The 16,132-nt window shown below is 61.9% G+C and carries 19 protein-coding genes and 2 pseudogenes; 11 read left to right on the top strand and 10 right to left on the bottom strand.

The window, feature by feature from the left end:
* Positions 1-4: 4 nt before the first annotated feature.
* From BPNPMPFG_RS42175 to argE, 4 genes and pseudogenes are all read right to left on the bottom strand, one after another.
* Positions 5-1,468 (bottom strand): aldehyde dehydrogenase family protein, encoded by a 1,464-nt coding sequence (locus tag BPNPMPFG_RS42175; RefSeq protein ID WP_258599224.1) that lies wholly within the window; start codon positions 1,466-1,468, stop codon positions 5-7.
* Between the two features lie 147 nt (positions 1,469-1,615).
* On the bottom strand, positions 1,616-1,969 hold the full coding sequence (locus BPNPMPFG_RS42170) for a cupin domain-containing protein (RefSeq protein WP_258599531.1): 354 nt from the start codon (positions 1,967-1,969) through the stop codon (positions 1,616-1,618).
* 23 nt (positions 1,970-1,992) lie between these two features.
* Positions 1,993-2,916: a 2-hydroxyacid dehydrogenase gene (locus BPNPMPFG_RS42165; protein WP_258599222.1), complete on the bottom strand. Its 924-nt coding sequence runs from the start codon at positions 2,914-2,916 to the stop codon at positions 1,993-1,995.
* 12 nt (positions 2,917-2,928) lie between these two features.
* Positions 2,929-4,051: pseudogene (argE, locus tag BPNPMPFG_RS42160) on the bottom strand (acetylornithine deacetylase).
* A 273-nt stretch (positions 4,052-4,324) separates the two neighbouring features.
* On the opposite strand from argE, the gene BPNPMPFG_RS42155 reads away from it, so the two are divergent.
* The 6 genes from BPNPMPFG_RS42155 (at position 4,325) to BPNPMPFG_RS42130 (ending at position 9,645) form a co-directional block, all read left to right on the top strand.
* The gene (locus BPNPMPFG_RS42155; RefSeq protein ID WP_258599529.1) at positions 4,325-5,182 is read left to right on the top strand and encodes a GNAT family N-acetyltransferase; all 858 of its coding nucleotides are present in this window, start codon (positions 4,325-4,327) and stop codon (positions 5,180-5,182) included.
* 615 nt (positions 5,183-5,797) lie between these two features.
* The gene (locus BPNPMPFG_RS42150) at positions 5,798-6,949 is read left to right on the top strand and encodes an IS110 family RNA-guided transposase (protein ID WP_258599220.1); all 1,152 of its coding nucleotides are present in this window, start codon (positions 5,798-5,800) and stop codon (positions 6,947-6,949) included.
* Between the two features lie 552 nt (positions 6,950-7,501).
* On the top strand, positions 7,502-7,801 hold the full coding sequence (locus tag BPNPMPFG_RS42145) for a DUF736 domain-containing protein (RefSeq protein WP_258599219.1): 300 nt from the start codon (positions 7,502-7,504) through the stop codon (positions 7,799-7,801).
* 207 nt (positions 7,802-8,008) lie between these two features.
* The gene (trbB, locus tag BPNPMPFG_RS42140) at positions 8,009-8,980 is read left to right on the top strand and encodes a P-type conjugative transfer ATPase TrbB (protein ID WP_258599528.1); all 972 of its coding nucleotides are present in this window, start codon (positions 8,009-8,011) and stop codon (positions 8,978-8,980) included.
* Positions 8,970-9,353 (top strand): TrbC/VirB2 family protein, encoded by a 384-nt coding sequence (locus BPNPMPFG_RS42135; protein WP_258599218.1) that lies wholly within the window; start codon positions 8,970-8,972, stop codon positions 9,351-9,353. Before trbB ends, BPNPMPFG_RS42135 begins: the two co-directional genes overlap by 11 nt.
* Positions 9,346-9,645 (top strand): conjugal transfer protein TrbD, encoded by a 300-nt coding sequence (locus BPNPMPFG_RS42130; protein ID WP_258599216.1) that lies wholly within the window; start codon positions 9,346-9,348, stop codon positions 9,643-9,645. Before BPNPMPFG_RS42135 ends, BPNPMPFG_RS42130 begins: the two co-directional genes overlap by 8 nt.
* Positions 9,646-9,713: 68 nt before the next feature.
* On the opposite strand, the gene BPNPMPFG_RS42125 is transcribed toward BPNPMPFG_RS42130, so the two are convergent.
* Positions 9,714-10,100, bottom strand: a complete 387-nt coding sequence (locus tag BPNPMPFG_RS42125; RefSeq protein ID WP_258599215.1) for a MobA/MobL family protein — start codon at positions 10,098-10,100, stop codon at positions 9,714-9,716.
* A gap of 198 nt (positions 10,101-10,298) precedes the next feature.
* Here BPNPMPFG_RS42125 and BPNPMPFG_RS42120 point away from each other — a divergent pair, with 198 nt between their 5' ends.
* From BPNPMPFG_RS42120 to BPNPMPFG_RS42105, 4 genes are all read left to right on the top strand, one after another.
* The gene (locus BPNPMPFG_RS42120; RefSeq protein ID WP_258599214.1) at positions 10,299-10,547 is read left to right on the top strand and encodes a TraC family protein; all 249 of its coding nucleotides are present in this window, start codon (positions 10,299-10,301) and stop codon (positions 10,545-10,547) included.
* Between the two features lie 7 nt (positions 10,548-10,554).
* A complete protein-coding gene (gene traD, locus BPNPMPFG_RS42115) occupies positions 10,555-10,839 on the top strand; it encodes a conjugal transfer protein TraD (protein WP_319946066.1) in 285 nt (94 codons plus the stop codon).
* Entirely contained in the window at positions 10,760-12,673 is a 1,914-nt protein-coding gene (traG, locus tag BPNPMPFG_RS42110) for a Ti-type conjugative transfer system protein TraG (RefSeq protein ID WP_258599213.1), read from the top strand. The genes traD and traG overlap by 80 nt, the downstream gene beginning before the upstream one ends.
* A 274-nt stretch (positions 12,674-12,947) precedes the next feature.
* Positions 12,948-13,163: a WGR domain-containing protein gene (locus tag BPNPMPFG_RS42105; RefSeq protein WP_258599526.1), complete on the top strand. Its 216-nt coding sequence runs from the start codon at positions 12,948-12,950 to the stop codon at positions 13,161-13,163.
* Between the two features lie 94 nt (positions 13,164-13,257).
* On the opposite strand, the gene BPNPMPFG_RS42100 is transcribed toward BPNPMPFG_RS42105, so the two are convergent.
* The 5 genes and pseudogenes from BPNPMPFG_RS42100 to traI form a co-directional block, all read right to left on the bottom strand.
* Positions 13,258-13,443, bottom strand: a complete 186-nt coding sequence (locus BPNPMPFG_RS42100) for a hypothetical protein (protein WP_258599212.1) — start codon at positions 13,441-13,443, stop codon at positions 13,258-13,260.
* A 32-nt stretch (positions 13,444-13,475) separates the two neighbouring features.
* Positions 13,476-13,862, bottom strand: a complete 387-nt coding sequence (locus tag BPNPMPFG_RS42095) for a type II toxin-antitoxin system VapC family toxin (RefSeq protein ID WP_258599211.1) — start codon at positions 13,860-13,862, stop codon at positions 13,476-13,478.
* Positions 13,859-14,104, bottom strand: coding sequence for a type II toxin-antitoxin system Phd/YefM family antitoxin (locus BPNPMPFG_RS42090; protein ID WP_258599210.1), 246 nt, complete (start codon positions 14,102-14,104; stop codon positions 13,859-13,861). The genes BPNPMPFG_RS42095 and BPNPMPFG_RS42090 overlap by 4 nt, the downstream gene beginning before the upstream one ends.
* 117 nt (positions 14,105-14,221) lie before the next feature.
* Entirely contained in the window at positions 14,222-14,569 is a 348-nt protein-coding gene (locus BPNPMPFG_RS42085) for a DUF736 domain-containing protein (RefSeq protein WP_258599525.1), read from the bottom strand.
* Positions 14,541-15,137, bottom strand: a pseudogene (gene traI, locus BPNPMPFG_RS42080) (acyl-homoserine-lactone synthase); the annotation flags it as partial. The pseudogene traI and the gene BPNPMPFG_RS42085, both read right to left, overlap by 29 nt.
* A gap of 210 nt (positions 15,138-15,347) precedes the next feature.
* Here traI and BPNPMPFG_RS42075 point away from each other — a divergent pair.
* Positions 15,348-16,064, top strand: a complete 717-nt coding sequence (locus tag BPNPMPFG_RS42075; protein WP_258599208.1) for an autoinducer binding domain-containing protein — start codon at positions 15,348-15,350, stop codon at positions 16,062-16,064.
* Positions 16,065-16,132: the final 68 nt, after the last annotated feature.

Here is a 16,132-nt window from a genome sequence, read left to right as displayed (position 1 = left end):
CTCTTCACAGGCTGATCAGGACGCTCTTGGTCCTGCGGTTGGCGAGATAGGCCTCGCGGCCGAGGTCCTTGCCGACGCCGGAGCGCTTGTAGCCGCCGGTCGGCAGGATATGGTCGCGCGAGCGGCTGTAGCGGTTGACCCAGACGGTGCCCGCTTCGAGCTTTCGCGCGAAGCGGATGGTGCGGGACAGGTCGGCGGTGAACAGGCCGGAAGCCAGCCCATAGGTCGGGTGGCTGGACAGCGCCAGCGCCTCTTCCTCGGTCTCGAAGGTCTGGACGGTCAGGACCGGGCCGAAGATTTCCTCGACGATTGCCGGATTGGCCTGGTCGACATCTGCAATCAGCGTCGGTTCGTAGAAATAGCCTGGGCTGTCCATGACGACGCCACCGGTCAGGCATTCGCCGCCGGCCTCGACCGCGGCCCGCACGATGCCGTCGACACGCGCCCGCTGCCGCTCCGAGATGATTGGCGAATATTGCGTCGCCTCGTCCCAGGTCGGGCCGGGCCGCACCGCTTTCATCTTCTCCAGGATCGCGGCCGTCAGCCTGTCGGCCACACTCTTCTCGACGATCAGGCGCGTGCCGGCCACACAGGCTTGGCCGGCGTTGAAGGTGACGCTGCCGGCAATCGCGGTCGCCGCCTTGTCCAGATCGGCATCGGCAAAGACGATCTGCGGGCTCTTGCCACCGAGTTCCAGCGTCATCGGCTTGACGCCGGTGCGGGCGACATTCTCCATGATGGCCGAGCCGGCGCGGGTCGAGCCGGTGAAGCTGACCTTGGCGATCTCGGGATGGCCGGTCAGCGCCGTGCCGGTCGTCGGACCGTCTCCCAGCACCACGTTTATGAGCCCTGCCGGCAAGCCTGCTTTGATGGCAAGTTGCGCCATGTAGACAGCTGAGAAAGGTGTCATTTCCGAGGGTTTCAGGACAACGGCGTTGCCGGCAGCGAGCGCCGGACCAAGCTTCCATCCGGCCATCGAGATGGGAAAATTCCAGGGCGTGATCGCGCCGACCACGCCATAGGGCTCGCTCATGATCATGCCGAGACTGGCGTCGTCGGTCGGCACCAACTCGCTGCCTTCCTTGTCGGCGAACTCGGCAAAGAAGCGAATCTGCTCGGCGGTCACGGCGATGTCGCCGGCAACGAGCTGGCCGACTGGCCGGGTGGAGCACGGCGCCTCGATCCTCGCGAGCGTTTCGGCCTCCGCCTCAATCAGGTCGGCCCAGGCCTGGAGTGCCTTCGTCCGTTCGCGTGGCCGAACGTTGCCCCAGTTGCTGGACTTCAGAGCCGCCTTTGCGTTTTCCACTGCACGGTCGACCATATCGACGCCGGCCACAGGGCAGGCGGCATATGCCTTGCCGTCCGACGGTCGGCGCATCTCGATCGCTCCCTCGGCCGCGACCAGTTCGCCGCCGATGAAATGGCCGACGGGAAGGGAGACGGTATCCGGGTCGAAGCTCAGGCCCATGGCACCCACTCTGGAATATTCTGCAGGAGCCTAGCGCGGGCAGCAGCGCAGCATGCACCGTTCGGCGATCGGTCGCGGATGATTGTTGTGTGCCGGCGATGACAGACGGCAAAATCTGTTGCGGAGGCCGGCGCCTCCGTGCTCCCGTTACCCTACGGTTACGTAGATCTTGCGTACCGTTTCGATGGTCTTCCAAACCCCGACGAAGCCGGGTTTCATCACGAAGCTGTCGCCGGCGCGGTAGGTCACCGGCTTGCCGCCGTCGGGCGTGATTTCGATCACGCCGGTGAGGATGTGGCAGAACTCGAAAGTCTCCCCCTTGATCGAGCGCGTCTCCCCCGGCGTCGCCTCCCAGACGCCGGTGTGGACGAGGTCGTCCTTGGCCAAGTCCTGCGCCCAGGTCTTGAAGGTGGGGTCGCCGGCAATCAGCCGTTCGGGCAGCGCCGTGGATTCGCGCGGCGGGAAGGCTGGGCTGGTATCGACGGTCTTGAGCAGGGACAAGGGATGGCCTTTCATGTTGGACTTCAATAGCCGCGCGATCGGTCGACGAGCCCGACCGGGTCGAGACCGGCGCGATAACGCCTGATGTTTTCGACAACGGCCTGTGCGGCGCTGCGGGGCTGGGTGATGCTGGCGACATGCGGGGTCAGAATGACCTTCGGATGCGACCAGAACGGGTGGCCCGCTGGCAGTGGTTCGGGATCGGTGACGTCGATCATCGCCGCCGAGAGTTGGCAGCGGTCGAGCGCAGCTACAAGCGCTTCATGATCGAGCTGCGGCCCCCGGCCCGTGTGGACGAGCGCCGCGCCCTTGGGCAGTTTTGCAAACAGGTTGGCATCGAGGAAACCGCGCGTCTCCTCGGTCAGCGGCAGCAGGCAGATCAAAATGTGGCTTGCCGCGAGCATCTCGTTCAGCCCGAGCTCGCCATGATGACAGGTCACGCCCTCGATCTGCCGCGGCGAGCGGCTCCATCCGGCGAGCGGAAAGCCGAAGGGCTTCAGCCTGTCGAGGACAGCTTGGCCGAGTTGCCCAAGGCCGAGCACGCCGACCCGGCGCAACCCGGCCTGGACCTGCGCGATATCTGCCCATTCGCCGGCGCGCTGCTGCGCCAGATAGGCCGGCAGGTTGCGGTGGAGCGCGAGCACGGCAAGCGTCACATATTCCTGCATCATGCGCACGATGCCCTCCTCGATCATGCGCACGATCTTCACGTTCGGAGGCACCGCATCGAGGCTAAGCTGGTCGACGCCTGCGCCGATGGAAAACAGGATTTCCAGGTTCCAGTAGCGGGCGAGGTTATCCGGCAAGGTCCAGCTGATCAGATAACGCACGGCGTCGGGATCGACCGTTGCGGCATCGATCGTGAAGGGGACGTCCGGCAGTTCTTTCGCGAAGGCATTGGCGAAGATCTCCCCGCGCCGCGCATCGGAATTGAACAGGAATGTCATTCCGGTTCCCCTTCAAGCCGCGCAGTAGACGCCCAGCGCCTCGATCAATCGCTGGCAGGTGGCGAGTTCGCTGGTGAGAATGTACTCATCCGGCTTGTGGGCGCGGTCGATGTCGCCGGGGCCGCAGATGATCGCATCGAACCCAGCGGCCTGGTAAAGTCCGGCCTCCGTGCCGTAGCTGACGGCGGCAAGCGGCACCTCGCCGGTCAACGCGCGTAGGTCCCGCTAGTGGCGCGTCTGGCGGCAGCGACATCGCAGGATAGGCGCTCATCGGTGTCCACTCGATACGAAAGCCATCGGCCGCAAGCGCCTCTGCCCGCGCCTTTATAGGTGCGAGCAGGCTCGCCGGGTCGACGCCAGGTATGGCGCGTGCCTCCAGGTCCAGCGTGCAGGTGTCGGGAATGATGTTGACTGATTGTCCACCCGCGACTACGCCCGCCTGCAGCGATGAGTAGGGTGGCTGGAAGGTAGGGTCGAACGGACCGTGCGTCAGCCGGTCGGCTTCGCTCACGACGGCGCCCAGCGCGCCGGCCATGGCATGGATGGCGTTGAGCCCGAGATCGGGCCGCGAGGAATGGCCGGAGCGCCCTTTGATGATCACGCGGGCGGCCGCCTTGCCTTTGTGGCCGCGCACGGCGCGCATGCCGCTCGGTTCGCCGACGATGACGCCGAACGGCTTCGCACAAAGTTCGGGAAGGCGAGCGATTAGGTGCGGCACGCCCCGGCATCCCACCTCCTCGTCATAGGAGAAGGCGAGATGGATCGGCCTGAAAAGGCGCAGCTCCGCCAATGCAGGCACCGCCGCGAGCACTGCGGCGAGAAACCCCTTCATGTCCGTGGTGCCGCGTCCGTAGAGTCGTTCGCCTTCCTTGCGCAGCGCGAAAGGGCTTGAACTCCATTGCGGCTCACTGGCGGGGACGACGTCCATGTGGCCGGACAGGATGTATCCGGGGACGTCGGCGGGGCCGATCGTCGCGAAAAGATTGGAACGGTCGCCTTCCGGCCCGGGCATCACGGTGATCTGCGCCCCGTGTTCCGTGAGATAGGCCTCGATCCAACCTGCGATATCGCCGTTCGGTTTGCCGGCCACCGATGGAAAGGCGACGAGACGGTCGAGGATGTCGAAGACGTCCATTCCAGCCCTCAAGGCATTTTGGGATTTGGCATTCCGGTTCGCCGGGCCAGTGCCGTCAAGGATGTCGGCGTTCTTTCGCGATTGCGTGCCGAAAGCGGAAATGTTTCAGTTGAATCTTGCGTTGGCGCGCGGCATTCGAACAGATCATATTGTTCTGGTTGTTTAGCGTTGGCTGGGGCAGGGGGCGGCCGTTGGGTGTCCCCTCTATTGCGGCAATCTTTCAGAGGCACGAAATTGAAGCCGTCCGAAAGCTTGAAAATCGATGCTTTCTCGATGCGGGTCGGCGACATTGAAGGCGTCGAACTGGACCGGTTGCACGCGCTCTCCCTTTCCGTGGGATGGCCGCATCGGGCCGAAGACTGGCAATTCCTACGCGACGTGGGACAAGGCTTCGTGGTGCTCGATGAGATTGGACGGGTTCAGGGTTCGGCAATGTGGTTCGAGCATGGCGCCGATTTCGCGACCGTGGGGATGGTCATCACCTCGCCGCGCCTGCAGGCGCTGGGGGCGGCGCAATGGCTGATGAAGCGGATACTCGACAAGGTTGGCCGGCGCGATCTGCGCCTCAATGCAACCCGGGCGGCAAGGCGGCTCTATCTTTCGCTGGAATTCCTACCCGAACGGACCGTCTATCAATGCCAGGGCATTGCCCGCGCGCAGACGATAAGCGGATCGACTGAGACGCGGGGTGATATCCGCACCTTGGACGCACGAGATATTCCCTCAGTGATCGCGCTCGACGCGATGGGATTTGGTGTCAGGCGGGCGGCGCTCGTCGAAAAGCTTTTCGCGCACTCGGCTGGCTATGGTCTTTTCAAGGGTGACACGCTAAACGCTTTCGCGCTCTGCCGGCCGTTCGGGCGAGGCCATGTCGTGGGGCCGGTCGTGGCGGAAAGCGACGCCGACGCCGTGGCGATTGTCCGACCGCATGTGGCCGACCATTCGGGATCTTTCCTCAGGGTCGACACTCACATGGACCATGGCGAGTTCGCCGGCTTTCTGTCGCACAGCGGAATGCCTGTTTTCGACACGGTGCTCACCATGTCGATGGGCAAACGCCTCTCCGATTTTGCCGTCGACGGCGCAGTTGCACCGATGACTTACGCACTCGCCAGTCAGACTCTCGGGTAGTTGATTCCAGGACGCGGGCCACCACGGCAGACCACGCCTCGCCGGCACGCTTGCGGCGCCAACGCTGAGAACCGACTTCGAGTTAAGTACGGCTTTTTGCAACGATCCCGGATCAAACGCAGCAGGCCAAACTGGAAGTGTCCCAGCAGGCGGGGGCTGATCAATGTCGGTCATAGATGTAGCCAGGTTTCGATGGTGAAGCGTCGCGGAACCATACGGGACGATACGGGAAGATGTCTGATTTTGGCCCCAGAAAAAGTCAATGAAATCAACCGACCGATCGCTGATCGCCTGCCTTCATTCCGGTGGTTTCACATAAGGCACCCCCACCTGCGTCCTCGATGTGGCTTGTCTGACCGGAGGCCGCCTTCGCTGCGCTCCGTCTCGCTCTAACGCCCGCAACGGCAGTTCGCGACTTTCTTCCCCTGGACGCTGCGCGCCATTCCTCGCGGAACAAGAAAGCCTCGTCCAGCCGCCCTTCACGATGTTTCGGCCCCTACGGGTGCAGGTCGATCGCCTCCGGTCTGTCGACCCCCATCGAGATCCTATGAGTCTGGACAGCGGCCTGCTTTGATACGGCGGGAAGTGTTGTCCCGGACAGGTAGGAGCGGAAAGATGAATCCGAACGAACATGCGAGCACGATGACGAATAAGGAGTTGGATGCGATCTTTGTTTCTGTCGAATTGAGCAAGAAGACTTGGTTGGTGACGTCTATTTCGCCGGGAGCCGGCGAGAAGCTGTCCCGCCACATGGTCGGTGGTGGCGACATTGCAGGCCTTCTGGAGCGCCTCGGTCGGCTGAGGCAGAAGGCTCTTGAACGAACGGGACGATCTTGCCCGGTCATCATCATTCAGGAGGCCGGATTGGACGGCTTCTGGATCCACCGTGTTCTGGAGGTGGAAGGCCACGAGAGCCATGTAGTCGATGCGGCTTCGATCGCAACCTCGCGGCGTAGGCGCCGAGTGAAGACCGACCGGCTCGACGGAGAGACGCTCATTCGGGCGCTGTTGGCCTTCAAGCGCGGCGAGCCGCGGGTCTGCTCGATGCTGCGCGTGCCGTCGCCCGCAGAGGAGGACCGCCGCCGCATCGTGCGCGAGCGCAAGGTGTTGATGGAAGAGCGCATCAGGCATAGCAACCGGATCAAGGGCCTTCTCTTCTCGCAAGGGATCAACGGCTACGATCCTCTACGCCGAGACCGCCGCGAGAGGCTCGAGATGTTGCAGACGGGTGATGGACGCGCGCTTCCCGATCACATGAAGCGCCAGGTGGTTCGCGAACTTGACCGGATGGAGATGTTGCTGGATCAGATCAAGGCGGTCGAGGTCGAGCGGGATGCCATGCTGGTTGAGGAACGGCAATCAGCCCGTGAGGTCGCCTTGCTATCGAAGGTCGTCGGTGTTGGGCCGGAGTTTGCAGCAGTGCTCTGGGGCGAGGGTCTGTTCCGCCACTTCGACAATCGAAGGCAGGTTGCGGCCTATGCCGGCCTGGCGCCTACACCTTGGCAAAGCGGATCGATCGACCGGGAACAGGGGATCGGAAAATCCGGAAACCCGCGTTTGCGGTCGACGCTGCTGGAAATGGCCTGGCTCTGGCTGCGCCACCAACCCGCTTCGCAGCTCAGTCGTTGGTTCAACGAGCGCGTCGCCCAGAATGGCGGCCGCTTCAAGAAGGTCATGATCACAGCGTTGGCGCGTAAGCTGGTCGTGGCTTTGTGGAAATACGTCGGCGCCGGCGTAGTGATTGAGGGAGCGACCTTCCGTCCATGACGACATCAGATTGCAGCTCGGCCCGGGCCTAAGCAGCCCCGCCGGAACCAGGTGGACGACCGCATTGCGGCATGGCTTGAAACGCCGTCATCGAGACTGGTCTCGTCCTCCTGAGCCCTTGCCGCCGCAGGCGGGATTATGGTGCGGCCGCGTATGCGGCGACCGGATGTGAGGTTGATACGTGCACAGGCGCGGATCAGAAAATGGGCTCAGACCTCGGGTTCAAGTGGGGAACAGGCTGGCGCGGGTCGTGTCGAACGTGCTGAAGGGCACTGACAGTCAGTGCCGTTTTCTTTTGCCGATAATGCCGGCGAAGCCCCAGGCGGCCTCTCTTCTGGCTGGTCTGGCGCCGATTCGTCCTTTGCCTGCAACGGCGGCAACCGACCTTCTTCCCCTGCAGCTGCGCTGCATTCCTCGCGAGACAACAAGCTCGGATGCCGCCGTCCTCCGCTGACGCTGCGGCCCATAGGGTGCAGTCGGCCGGATCGTCGCCTCACGACCGCTATCGAGGCCGCATTGGGCGGCTTCGGGCAACAGTCAGGAGATACGACAATGGCTTCCATCGGCACCTTCACCCGCGGCGACGACGGCTCCTTCGCCGGGACGATCCGCACTCTCAACATCAACGTCAAGGCGGCCATTAAGCCCGTGGCCAAGGACAACGAGCGCGCTCCCGACTACCGGGTGACAGCAAATGGCGTCGAACTCGGCGCCGGCTGGAGCAAGACGGGCAAGGACTCGGGCGCCGAGTACCTCTCGGTCAAGCTCGACGATCCGTCCTTCACCGCGCCGGTCCACGCGACCCTGGTCCAGGGCGACAAGGACGAACACAAGCTCATCTGGTCGCGATGACCGGTCAAGGGCGTCCCGCTACCGGCGGGGCGCTCGCCTTTCCACCCACCACTCTCGGCGCGAAAAGCGCCTTGACGAGTGGCTTCTCATGTGAGGTCGCGATGGGCGCGACCCGAGAAACCAAAGGAATGAGACAATGGCTACACCCCGCTCGCAGCGTGAGGATCGGCCAATTCACACATCGCATCCAGAAAAGATCGCTTCATGATGCCCTCGTCGCAATCACACCATCGCCTCGTTCGGAAACTCCGCGAGGCAATGGGCAGCACGATCTGCAACACGCTCGACGATGCACTCGTCGTCGAGATCATGCTGAATCCGGACGGACAGCTCTTCGTCGAACGGATCGGCGAGCCGATCACGCAAGCAGGCAGGTTGGCCCCACAGGCGGCCGAGACGATCATTGGCACGGTCGCTCACGCACTCGGAACGGAAGTGAACCTCAACCGGCCGATCATCTCCGGCGAATTGCCGATCGGCGGCCATCGGTTCGAGGGGCTGCTCTCACCGGTGGTCGCGGCGCCCGTCTTCACGATCCGAAAGCGCGCCACGCGGCTTTTCCCGCTCGACAGCTACGTGCGCGACAAGATCATGACCGAGTACCAGGCGTCGGTGATCCGAAACGCCGTCGAGAATCGGATGAATATCATCGTTTCCGGCGGCACGGGGACGGGCAAGACCACGCTCACCAACGCGGTAATTGGCGAGGTCGTCAGCCTGACGCCAGAACACCGGCTGGTCATTCTGGAGGACACGGCCGAGATTCAATGTGCGGCTGAAAACGCAGTCGCTCTCCATACGACCGATGCCGTCGACATGAGCCGGCTGCTCAAATCCACGATGCGTCTGAGGCCGGATCGGATCATCGTTGGCGAGGTTCGCGACGGTGCCGCACTCACCCTGCTGAAGGCGTGGAATACCGGCCATCCCGGCGGTGTCGCCACAGTCCATGCAAACAGCGCGCTTTCGGCGTTGACCCGCCTCGAGCAACTGACGGCCGAGGTCAGCTCGAACCCGATGCCCGAAATCATCGGCGAGGCGGTCGACATGGTGGTCTCCATTGAGCGCACGCCGAAGGGCCGTCGCGTTCGTGAACTGCTGGTCGTCGAGGGCTATCGCGACGGTCGGTACCGCATCGAATCCCACGGCAGCGAAGAGGGGCAACGCCATGTCGCGTAAGGCGATCAAAATTTCTCTTGGATTGACTGGTTCATTTGTCTTGCTGGCCGAGCCCGCATTCGCCTCAGGCGGAGGGGGCGGACTGCCTTGGGAAGGCCCGCTTCAACAGATCCAGCAGTCTATCAACGGACCTGTCGCCGGCACGATCGCACTCGCAGCCGTGGCGATCGCCGGCGCTATGCTGATCTTTGGCGGCGACTTGAACGATTTCGCACGGCGGCTGGTTTATGTCGTGCTCGTTGCCGGCATCCTTCTCGGCGCCACGCAGATCGTCGGGCTATTCGGCGCTGGCGGCGCATCGATCGGCGCGCCCATGCAGGCGCCCATCGAGGGAAGGGCGCTTGAGCCTTCAGCGGCTCGCACCGATGGCTGAGCGCGTCAGCCACCTCCACCGCGTCAGGATCCATCGCGCGCTTTCCCGGCCGAACCTCTTGTTCGGCGCGGACCGCGAGCTGGTGCTCGTGACGGGCCTGACAAGCGTCATCCTCATCTTCGTCGTTCTGACCTGGTTTTCCGCGCTGTTTGGCATCGCGATCTGGATAGTCATCGTCGGGATACTGCGCATGATGGCAAAGGTCGATCCTATGATGCGGACCGTCTATCTGCGCCACATCCGTTACAGGCCTCACTACCGGCCGACCTCCACGCCCTGGCGGGCTTACTAAGCAGGGGGTCGGTCATGGTTGCGCTCGGAAAATTCCGGCATGCCGGTCCATCGTTCGGACCTGCTTCCCTAGAGGCCACGCGGAAGGATTTGCTCCGCTACGAACGCGCGCATGAGCTCGATGTTCTGTTGCCGGTTGAGTTCAACGGGGAGCGCCAGATCCATCTCGCGCATGAACTGCGCATCGGCCCGCTTCTCGAACGCCTCGACGGCATTCCAGAGGGCAGCGGAAGCACCTGTCGCGTCGCGCCCGTCGATCAGGGTTCGCAGCCAAGCAGGCGTTTCCTCGGGCAACGCGAACTCGGAATGGGCAAGCCCCTTCTTGTTCGAATAGTCGGCGACACGCGCCTCCGCCTCGATCTCCATCCGCGCGCAATGCCGGTACGCGGCGGACGCGACCGCGCTCCGACCTTCTCCGCGACCGATGATCTGCGCATGCAAGTGATAGATCGCCATCCGGTTTTCTGGCTCCCGCCGGGAGCACACCGTCGCCCAAGCGACGTATAAGTGCGCCCTTCAATCCTCTCTTCGTTCAGCGGGATACTGCGTCGGCACTAGCCTTGGCACAGCTTCGGAAATCCGCAGGTGCAGGCATCGGCTTCATCGTCATGATCGGGCTTCTGAAAACGAGCGTCATGAAGGAGCGCAAACATCATGAGAAAATCATCGTCGAAGATCCGCCAGGAGATCGAGCGCCTGCACGATCAACTGAAGGCTGCCGAGACCAAGGAGGCCGAGCGGATCGGCCGCATCGCGGTCAAGGCCGGTCTGAGCGATATCGAGATCGACGAGACTAAGCTCGCGGACCTTTTCGCAGAGATTGCCGGACGATTTCAGTCGGGAAGCGAGAAGCGCCGGCAGGCCGCGCCGAAGCCGCCTCGGCCTCCTGAAAGCGATGCTTGAGCGGACTATGAACATGCAGCGCCGGGAGTCGTCGAAGGAGCGCAAGCGCGACACCCGCGAGAAAATTCAGCTTGGCGGATTGATCGTGAAGGCCGGCCTTCGCTCGGCCGATCGCGCGGTGATCCTGGGCGCCCTTGTCGATCTGTCGCGACGCGTGGACAACCAAAAAGAATGGGCGCGCCTGCGCGCAATCGGAAAGGCTGCCTTTGGCAATGACATGGAAGAAACTCGTGCTCACGATCGCGCCGGCAGCGCTTATGATCGCAACCCGGTGGGGCCTGACAGGGATTGAGAACTGGCTGGCTTCGTTCGGAACATCACACGCCGCCTACCTGTTTCTGGGCAAGTTCGGGCTGGCGCTTCCCTACGCTACGGCGGGTGTCGTCGGACTTGTCTTTCTGTTTGCCGCCGCCGGCTCGGCATCGATCAGGTCGGCGGGCCTCAGTGCGTTTCTCGGCGCGATGCTCGTGGTTGTTATCGCCGTTATCAACGAAGGCGGCAGGCTCCTTTCATTCACGGATCGTGTCGCCGAGGGGCTGTTATCCTATGCCGATCCGTTCACAATCGGCGGCGCGACGATCACGCTGTTCGTCGGCGTCTTTGCGCTCCGTGTTGCCCTGCACGGCAACACGGCCTTCGCGTCACCATCACCAAAACGCACCATCGGCAAGCGCGCCATCCACGGCGACGCCGACTGGATGACATTGACCGAGGCAGCGGGACTCTTTCCGAAAGAGGGCGGCATCGCCGTCGGGGAGCGCTATCGCGTCGATGGCGACACGGTTGCGGCCAGCCCATTCAAGGCGAGCGACAAAGAAAGCTGGGGAAGTGGGGGCCGGAAATCGCTGCTCTGCTTCGAAGGCGACTTCGGATCGGGTCACGCGATTGTCTTCGCCGGGTCCGGCGGTTTCAAAACGACTTCAGTGACAATCCCGACCGCGCTTCAATGGACGGGTGGACTGGTGGTTCTCGACCCCTCAAATGAGGTCGCGCCGATGGTCGCCGCGCATCGCAAATCGCGCAACCGACAGGTCCATGTCATCGATCCGGGACGCGACGGCACCGGCTTCAACGCGCTCGACTGGATCGGCAAATTCGGCGGCACGAAAGAGCAGGACATCGCCGCGGTCGCATCCTGGATCATGACGGACAATCCGCGTATTGACGCCGGGCGAAACGACTTCTTTCGCGGCTCCGCGCAGCAGCTCGTCACCGCTCTGATCGCGGACGTCTGCCTCTCCGGGCACACACCCTCAGGCAACCAAACGCTGCGCCAGGTCCGGACCAATGTTGCCGAGCCGGAACCAAAACTGAGAACCCGGCTGCAGGAAATCTACGACTCGTCGCAAAGCGCATTCGTCCGCGAGAATGTCGCCCCCTTCATCAACATGACGCCGGAGACGTTCTCGGGCATCTATGGCGCCGCCTCAAAGGAAACGCACTGGCTTTCCTACGAGAACTACGCCGCGCTCGTCTCGGGCAGAAGTTTTGCGACCGACGAGGTTGCAGCGGGCAACACCGATATCTTCATCAACCTCGACCTGAAGACGCTTGAGAACCATCCGGGCCTTGCGCGCGTCATCATCGGCTCGCTGATGAATGCCATCTACAATCGTAATGGCGATGTCGAAGACCGCACCCTCTTCCTGCTGGACGAGGTGGCCCGCCTTGGCTTCATGCGCATTCTCGAAACCGCCCGTGACGCAGGCCGCAAATACGGCATCAGTCTCCTGATGCTGTTCCAGTCGATTGGCCAGATGCGCGAAGCCTATGGCGGGCGCGACGCCTCCTCGAAATGGTTCGAGTCCGCGTCGTGGATATCATTCGCCGCGATCAATGATCCTGAAACAGCCGAGTACATTTCGAAGCGTTGCGGCGACACGACGGTCGAGGTCGGACAAACCAGCACGTCCTCGCGGATGAACGGAACGTCGAGAACCCGCTCGAAGCAACTCGCCCGACGCCCGCTGATCCTTCCACACGAAGTCATGCAAATGCGCACCGACGAACAGATCGTCTTCACCGCCGGCAATCCGCCGCTGCGCTGCGGCCGCGCGATCTATTTCCGGCGCAAGGACATGACCGACCGAGTCGGGGCGAACAAGTTCGGCCCGAAAAAGAAATGACATGGCCAGTTGGCCAAGGACTTCTTCCCCAAGGAAGCTCCGGGGCTTCTCTTCGGCGCAGTTTGGATTGCGCGTTCAGCCCCTCCGCCTCGCCGCCGGCAACGCCGGCGGCGGCCCTTCGGGCAGCAGCCTCAATGGTTATGCATCAAAAGACTCTGATTAGAATCAGCATATCTATCTGAGGCCGTTAAGTGGGGGGTGAATCGACTGACCACGCTGATCTTCCATTCTTGGGCATGATTGGATTTGGTCAGTATCCTGACGTCCCCGGTCAATCACGGATTCATATTCGCTCTCGATCCAGCCGACGCTGTTCGGCGGTGTATCGCTCATCCGCAACTGGGGACGGATCGGAACGAACGGCCAAGTCAAAGTCGAGACCTTTGATGAGCCGCAAGAGGTCGACGGCGCATTCATCCGGCTTGAGCGCGCAAAGCGACGGCGAGGTTACGTTGACCCGATTGCTGCCGCCGCCGATTTACCCCGGTGAATGTCTTGCGGCGTGCGATGAACTCGCGCAGCAGCGGCAGGAAAAATGCCTTCCTGAACCGACCGATCGGCGACTCAGGCTCCAGTTGGCATTCCTAATTCTCCGCATGGCTAAAGACGACAGCGCCGTCATCCTTGCGAACTTCAACCGACACGATTCCATCATCACCCTTTCGGGTCTGGAACATAGCGATTGCATGGTCTTTGGCGGTCTTCTCGGCGTCGAAGGTCACCTTGTCGACGATGCCCTGTCTTCCGTACCAGATGACAGTGTAGGCCATTGTTGCTCCATGACTAACCTTCGCGGGATCTGTCAGAGCCGGCGGACAGGCGCGGGATACTGTGCAACCAGATCGTCGACCGTCAGGAGGGTGATGCCTTCCACGATCGACTGTGCAATCAGGATCCGATCGAACGGATCCTTGTGGATGGGCGGAAGCCCGTCCACGGCAACGGCATGCTCGCTCGTGATCGCCAGTTCATGATAACCGTTGTCAAGCAATCCACGTCGAAGCAGCCGCGGATCGACAGTAAAGTCGGCACGGCCAAGAGCTCGCTTGATGGCGACTTCCCAAAGGCTCGCCGCACTGAACACGAGATCATTGTCGGGATTCTCGATTTCAGCCATGGCCGCAAGCGGAAGCTGATCAGGTTCAGCGGCCGCCCAGAGCAGGAGATGTGTGTCCAGCAGCAGTTTCATACATCGCCGCCAAACAGCTGCTCGATTTCGTCACTTCCCATCCGATCAAAATCCTTCGGGACAGAAACCTTACCGGCCATAAAGCCGACACGGCGCGCTTCACTGGCGTCGAGCGCGTCTATGGCGACCACCTTGACCATCGGCTTGCCGGATTTGGCGATGATGAATGGCTCACCCTTCGCTGCCCTTTCGATGAGGCGCGACAGGTGCGTCTTCGCCTCATGAATATTGACCGTGTGCATTTGCCTCTCCTAAACTTAGTCCATTTGACTTAGTCTATTTGATGCGCTCTTTCAAGAGCGGTCCGCAAGCAGTGCGCTGAAGATCCCGCCTTGCGGCGGGACCTTCAGACGGAGGCGTCAGTCCCGGGTGGGCCGCGACCAGATCATCTGGAGGCCTTCCTCGCCTTCCACCTCGATCAGGGTGGCGTAGATGGGAGCGGGGAAGCTCGAGTCGTCCAGCTTGACCGAGAGGTAGTCGCGTTCCGTCTCCTTCGAGGTCTTCTGCCAGGCGGCACCGAACTCGACATTGCCGGCGAGGACGCGGAAGTCGGGAGCCTTGTCGCTGGTGCGTTCTGCGCGAACGATCTTGGCCTTGACGTTGAGGTTGAGGGTCTTGATCGTCCCGTTGAAGCCGTTGCCGGTGGAGGTGAAGGTGCCGATGGTAGCCCACGAAGAATGGTTCGGAGGCCTCCGGCCTAACGCGATGGATGTTCTCAGGCGTGGCGGGAATGATGCCGGCGATCGCGATGGTGTTTCCGATCGGGTGCGGCGCGCCGAGCCGGTTGAAAGGCAGCCCTGCCCGGCGAAGGATCTTTTCGAATCGGAGGTCAGTAACGGTCGCGACCTCCGAATAACCATTGGCCAAGGACCATTCGAGAATGCCCGCGAACAAGACCATCGTCGCCTTGTGAAGTCCTCGTGCCGCGTTTCTCACGCCAAGTTCCGTGTCCACGCAAAACCGGGAACTTTCAATCACCCCGGGATGACACGGCATTGGTTCGCCATCGAGAAGGGCCGGAAACGTCCGGCCAAGCATCGTTGGCCCGGAGCCCGGGAGAAGCCGGGCGCACCCGACCACCTCGCGGAGATCGTCGGTTACGGCGAGGAGGTAGGTCGGATCGAGCGCGTCGTACTCATCTGTTTCGCGCCCGAATTTGACCGTTACATTCCAGTTGAGGCGTTGACTGAATACGCGTGCCCGTAGCGCGTGCATTCGATCAATGAGCCTGTCCCCTATACTGTTTTCGCCATTCCGGACCGTGACAACCCGCATGCCATTTTCTCCCTGCTACTTCGATGGCGCGAAAAAAACAGGGTTCGAGCAGGCGGGCTATTACGGGTTTCCGAAGGTCGTCCAGATTGCGAAATCCACAGGAATGACCGGTCCTCTAGCGGTGGTTGTATTTTGGAGGTTGATCTCACTCCTCGGAACTTGAATAAGAGAAACACCTTTTTGCGGCTGGGGCAGCACGAAGGAGAATTGATGAAATCTCTGAAGCCACAGTTTGAAATACTGCGGGACTGGTTGAAATTAGCGCCGGACAAGGCAGCGATCGATCAGGCTTTGCGTAGATTCGCAAATGCCCAGGGATTCGAATGGTTCACCTATCTGTCGGTCCACGAGGCTGACGTGTATGGCATGTCGAACTATCCGGTGGAGTGGCAGAAGCATTATCTCGAGAGCGACCTAGCCAAGGTCGACCCTGTCGTCGAAGCCGTATCCCCTAGGCGCGGCGCCTACTCCTGGTCAGAGAACGGTTTGCCCGTTCCAGCAAGAAAGTCTCACCGCAAGTTCTTTAGCGAAGCCCGAAATTTTGGCATCCGTTCGGGGATTTCTATCCCGATATTCGACGGGTTCGGAAGGCGTGCGCTCTTCACGTTCTCGTCCCGTGAGCGGAAACCCGACACCACCATGCTGGCGGACGGATATTCCGTTCTGACACTTGGTGCCTTCGTCGATGGCTATTTGCAGAGCCGCAGCGACCACGGGCTGATGAGGGCAGCGCCCTCCCCTTTGACGAGTTATCAGCTGGAATGCCTCGCATGGCTTCTGCAGGGGAAGACCAACGACGATATCGCTGCACTTCGCAACGTCAGTCGGCGGGCCGTCGAGTTTCAGCTGCAGAACATTCGTCGAAAGCTCAACGTCGTGACCACCTACCAGGCCCTCGGCATCGCGATAAAGCGCAAGTGGATCTAGGCTCGCGGACAGATACTCCTCGCTAACATGCGCTGGCGGAGGGTCCCGCTGAACGCCTGGTTGACGCG

It is taken from the genome of Mesorhizobium sp. AR07 (genome assembly GCF_024746815.1).
Taxonomy (GTDB): domain Bacteria; phylum Pseudomonadota; class Alphaproteobacteria; order Rhizobiales; family Rhizobiaceae; genus Mesorhizobium.
The sequence above is the reverse complement of the archived record's forward strand: the minus strand, read 5'-3'. Positions and strand labels throughout refer to the sequence as shown.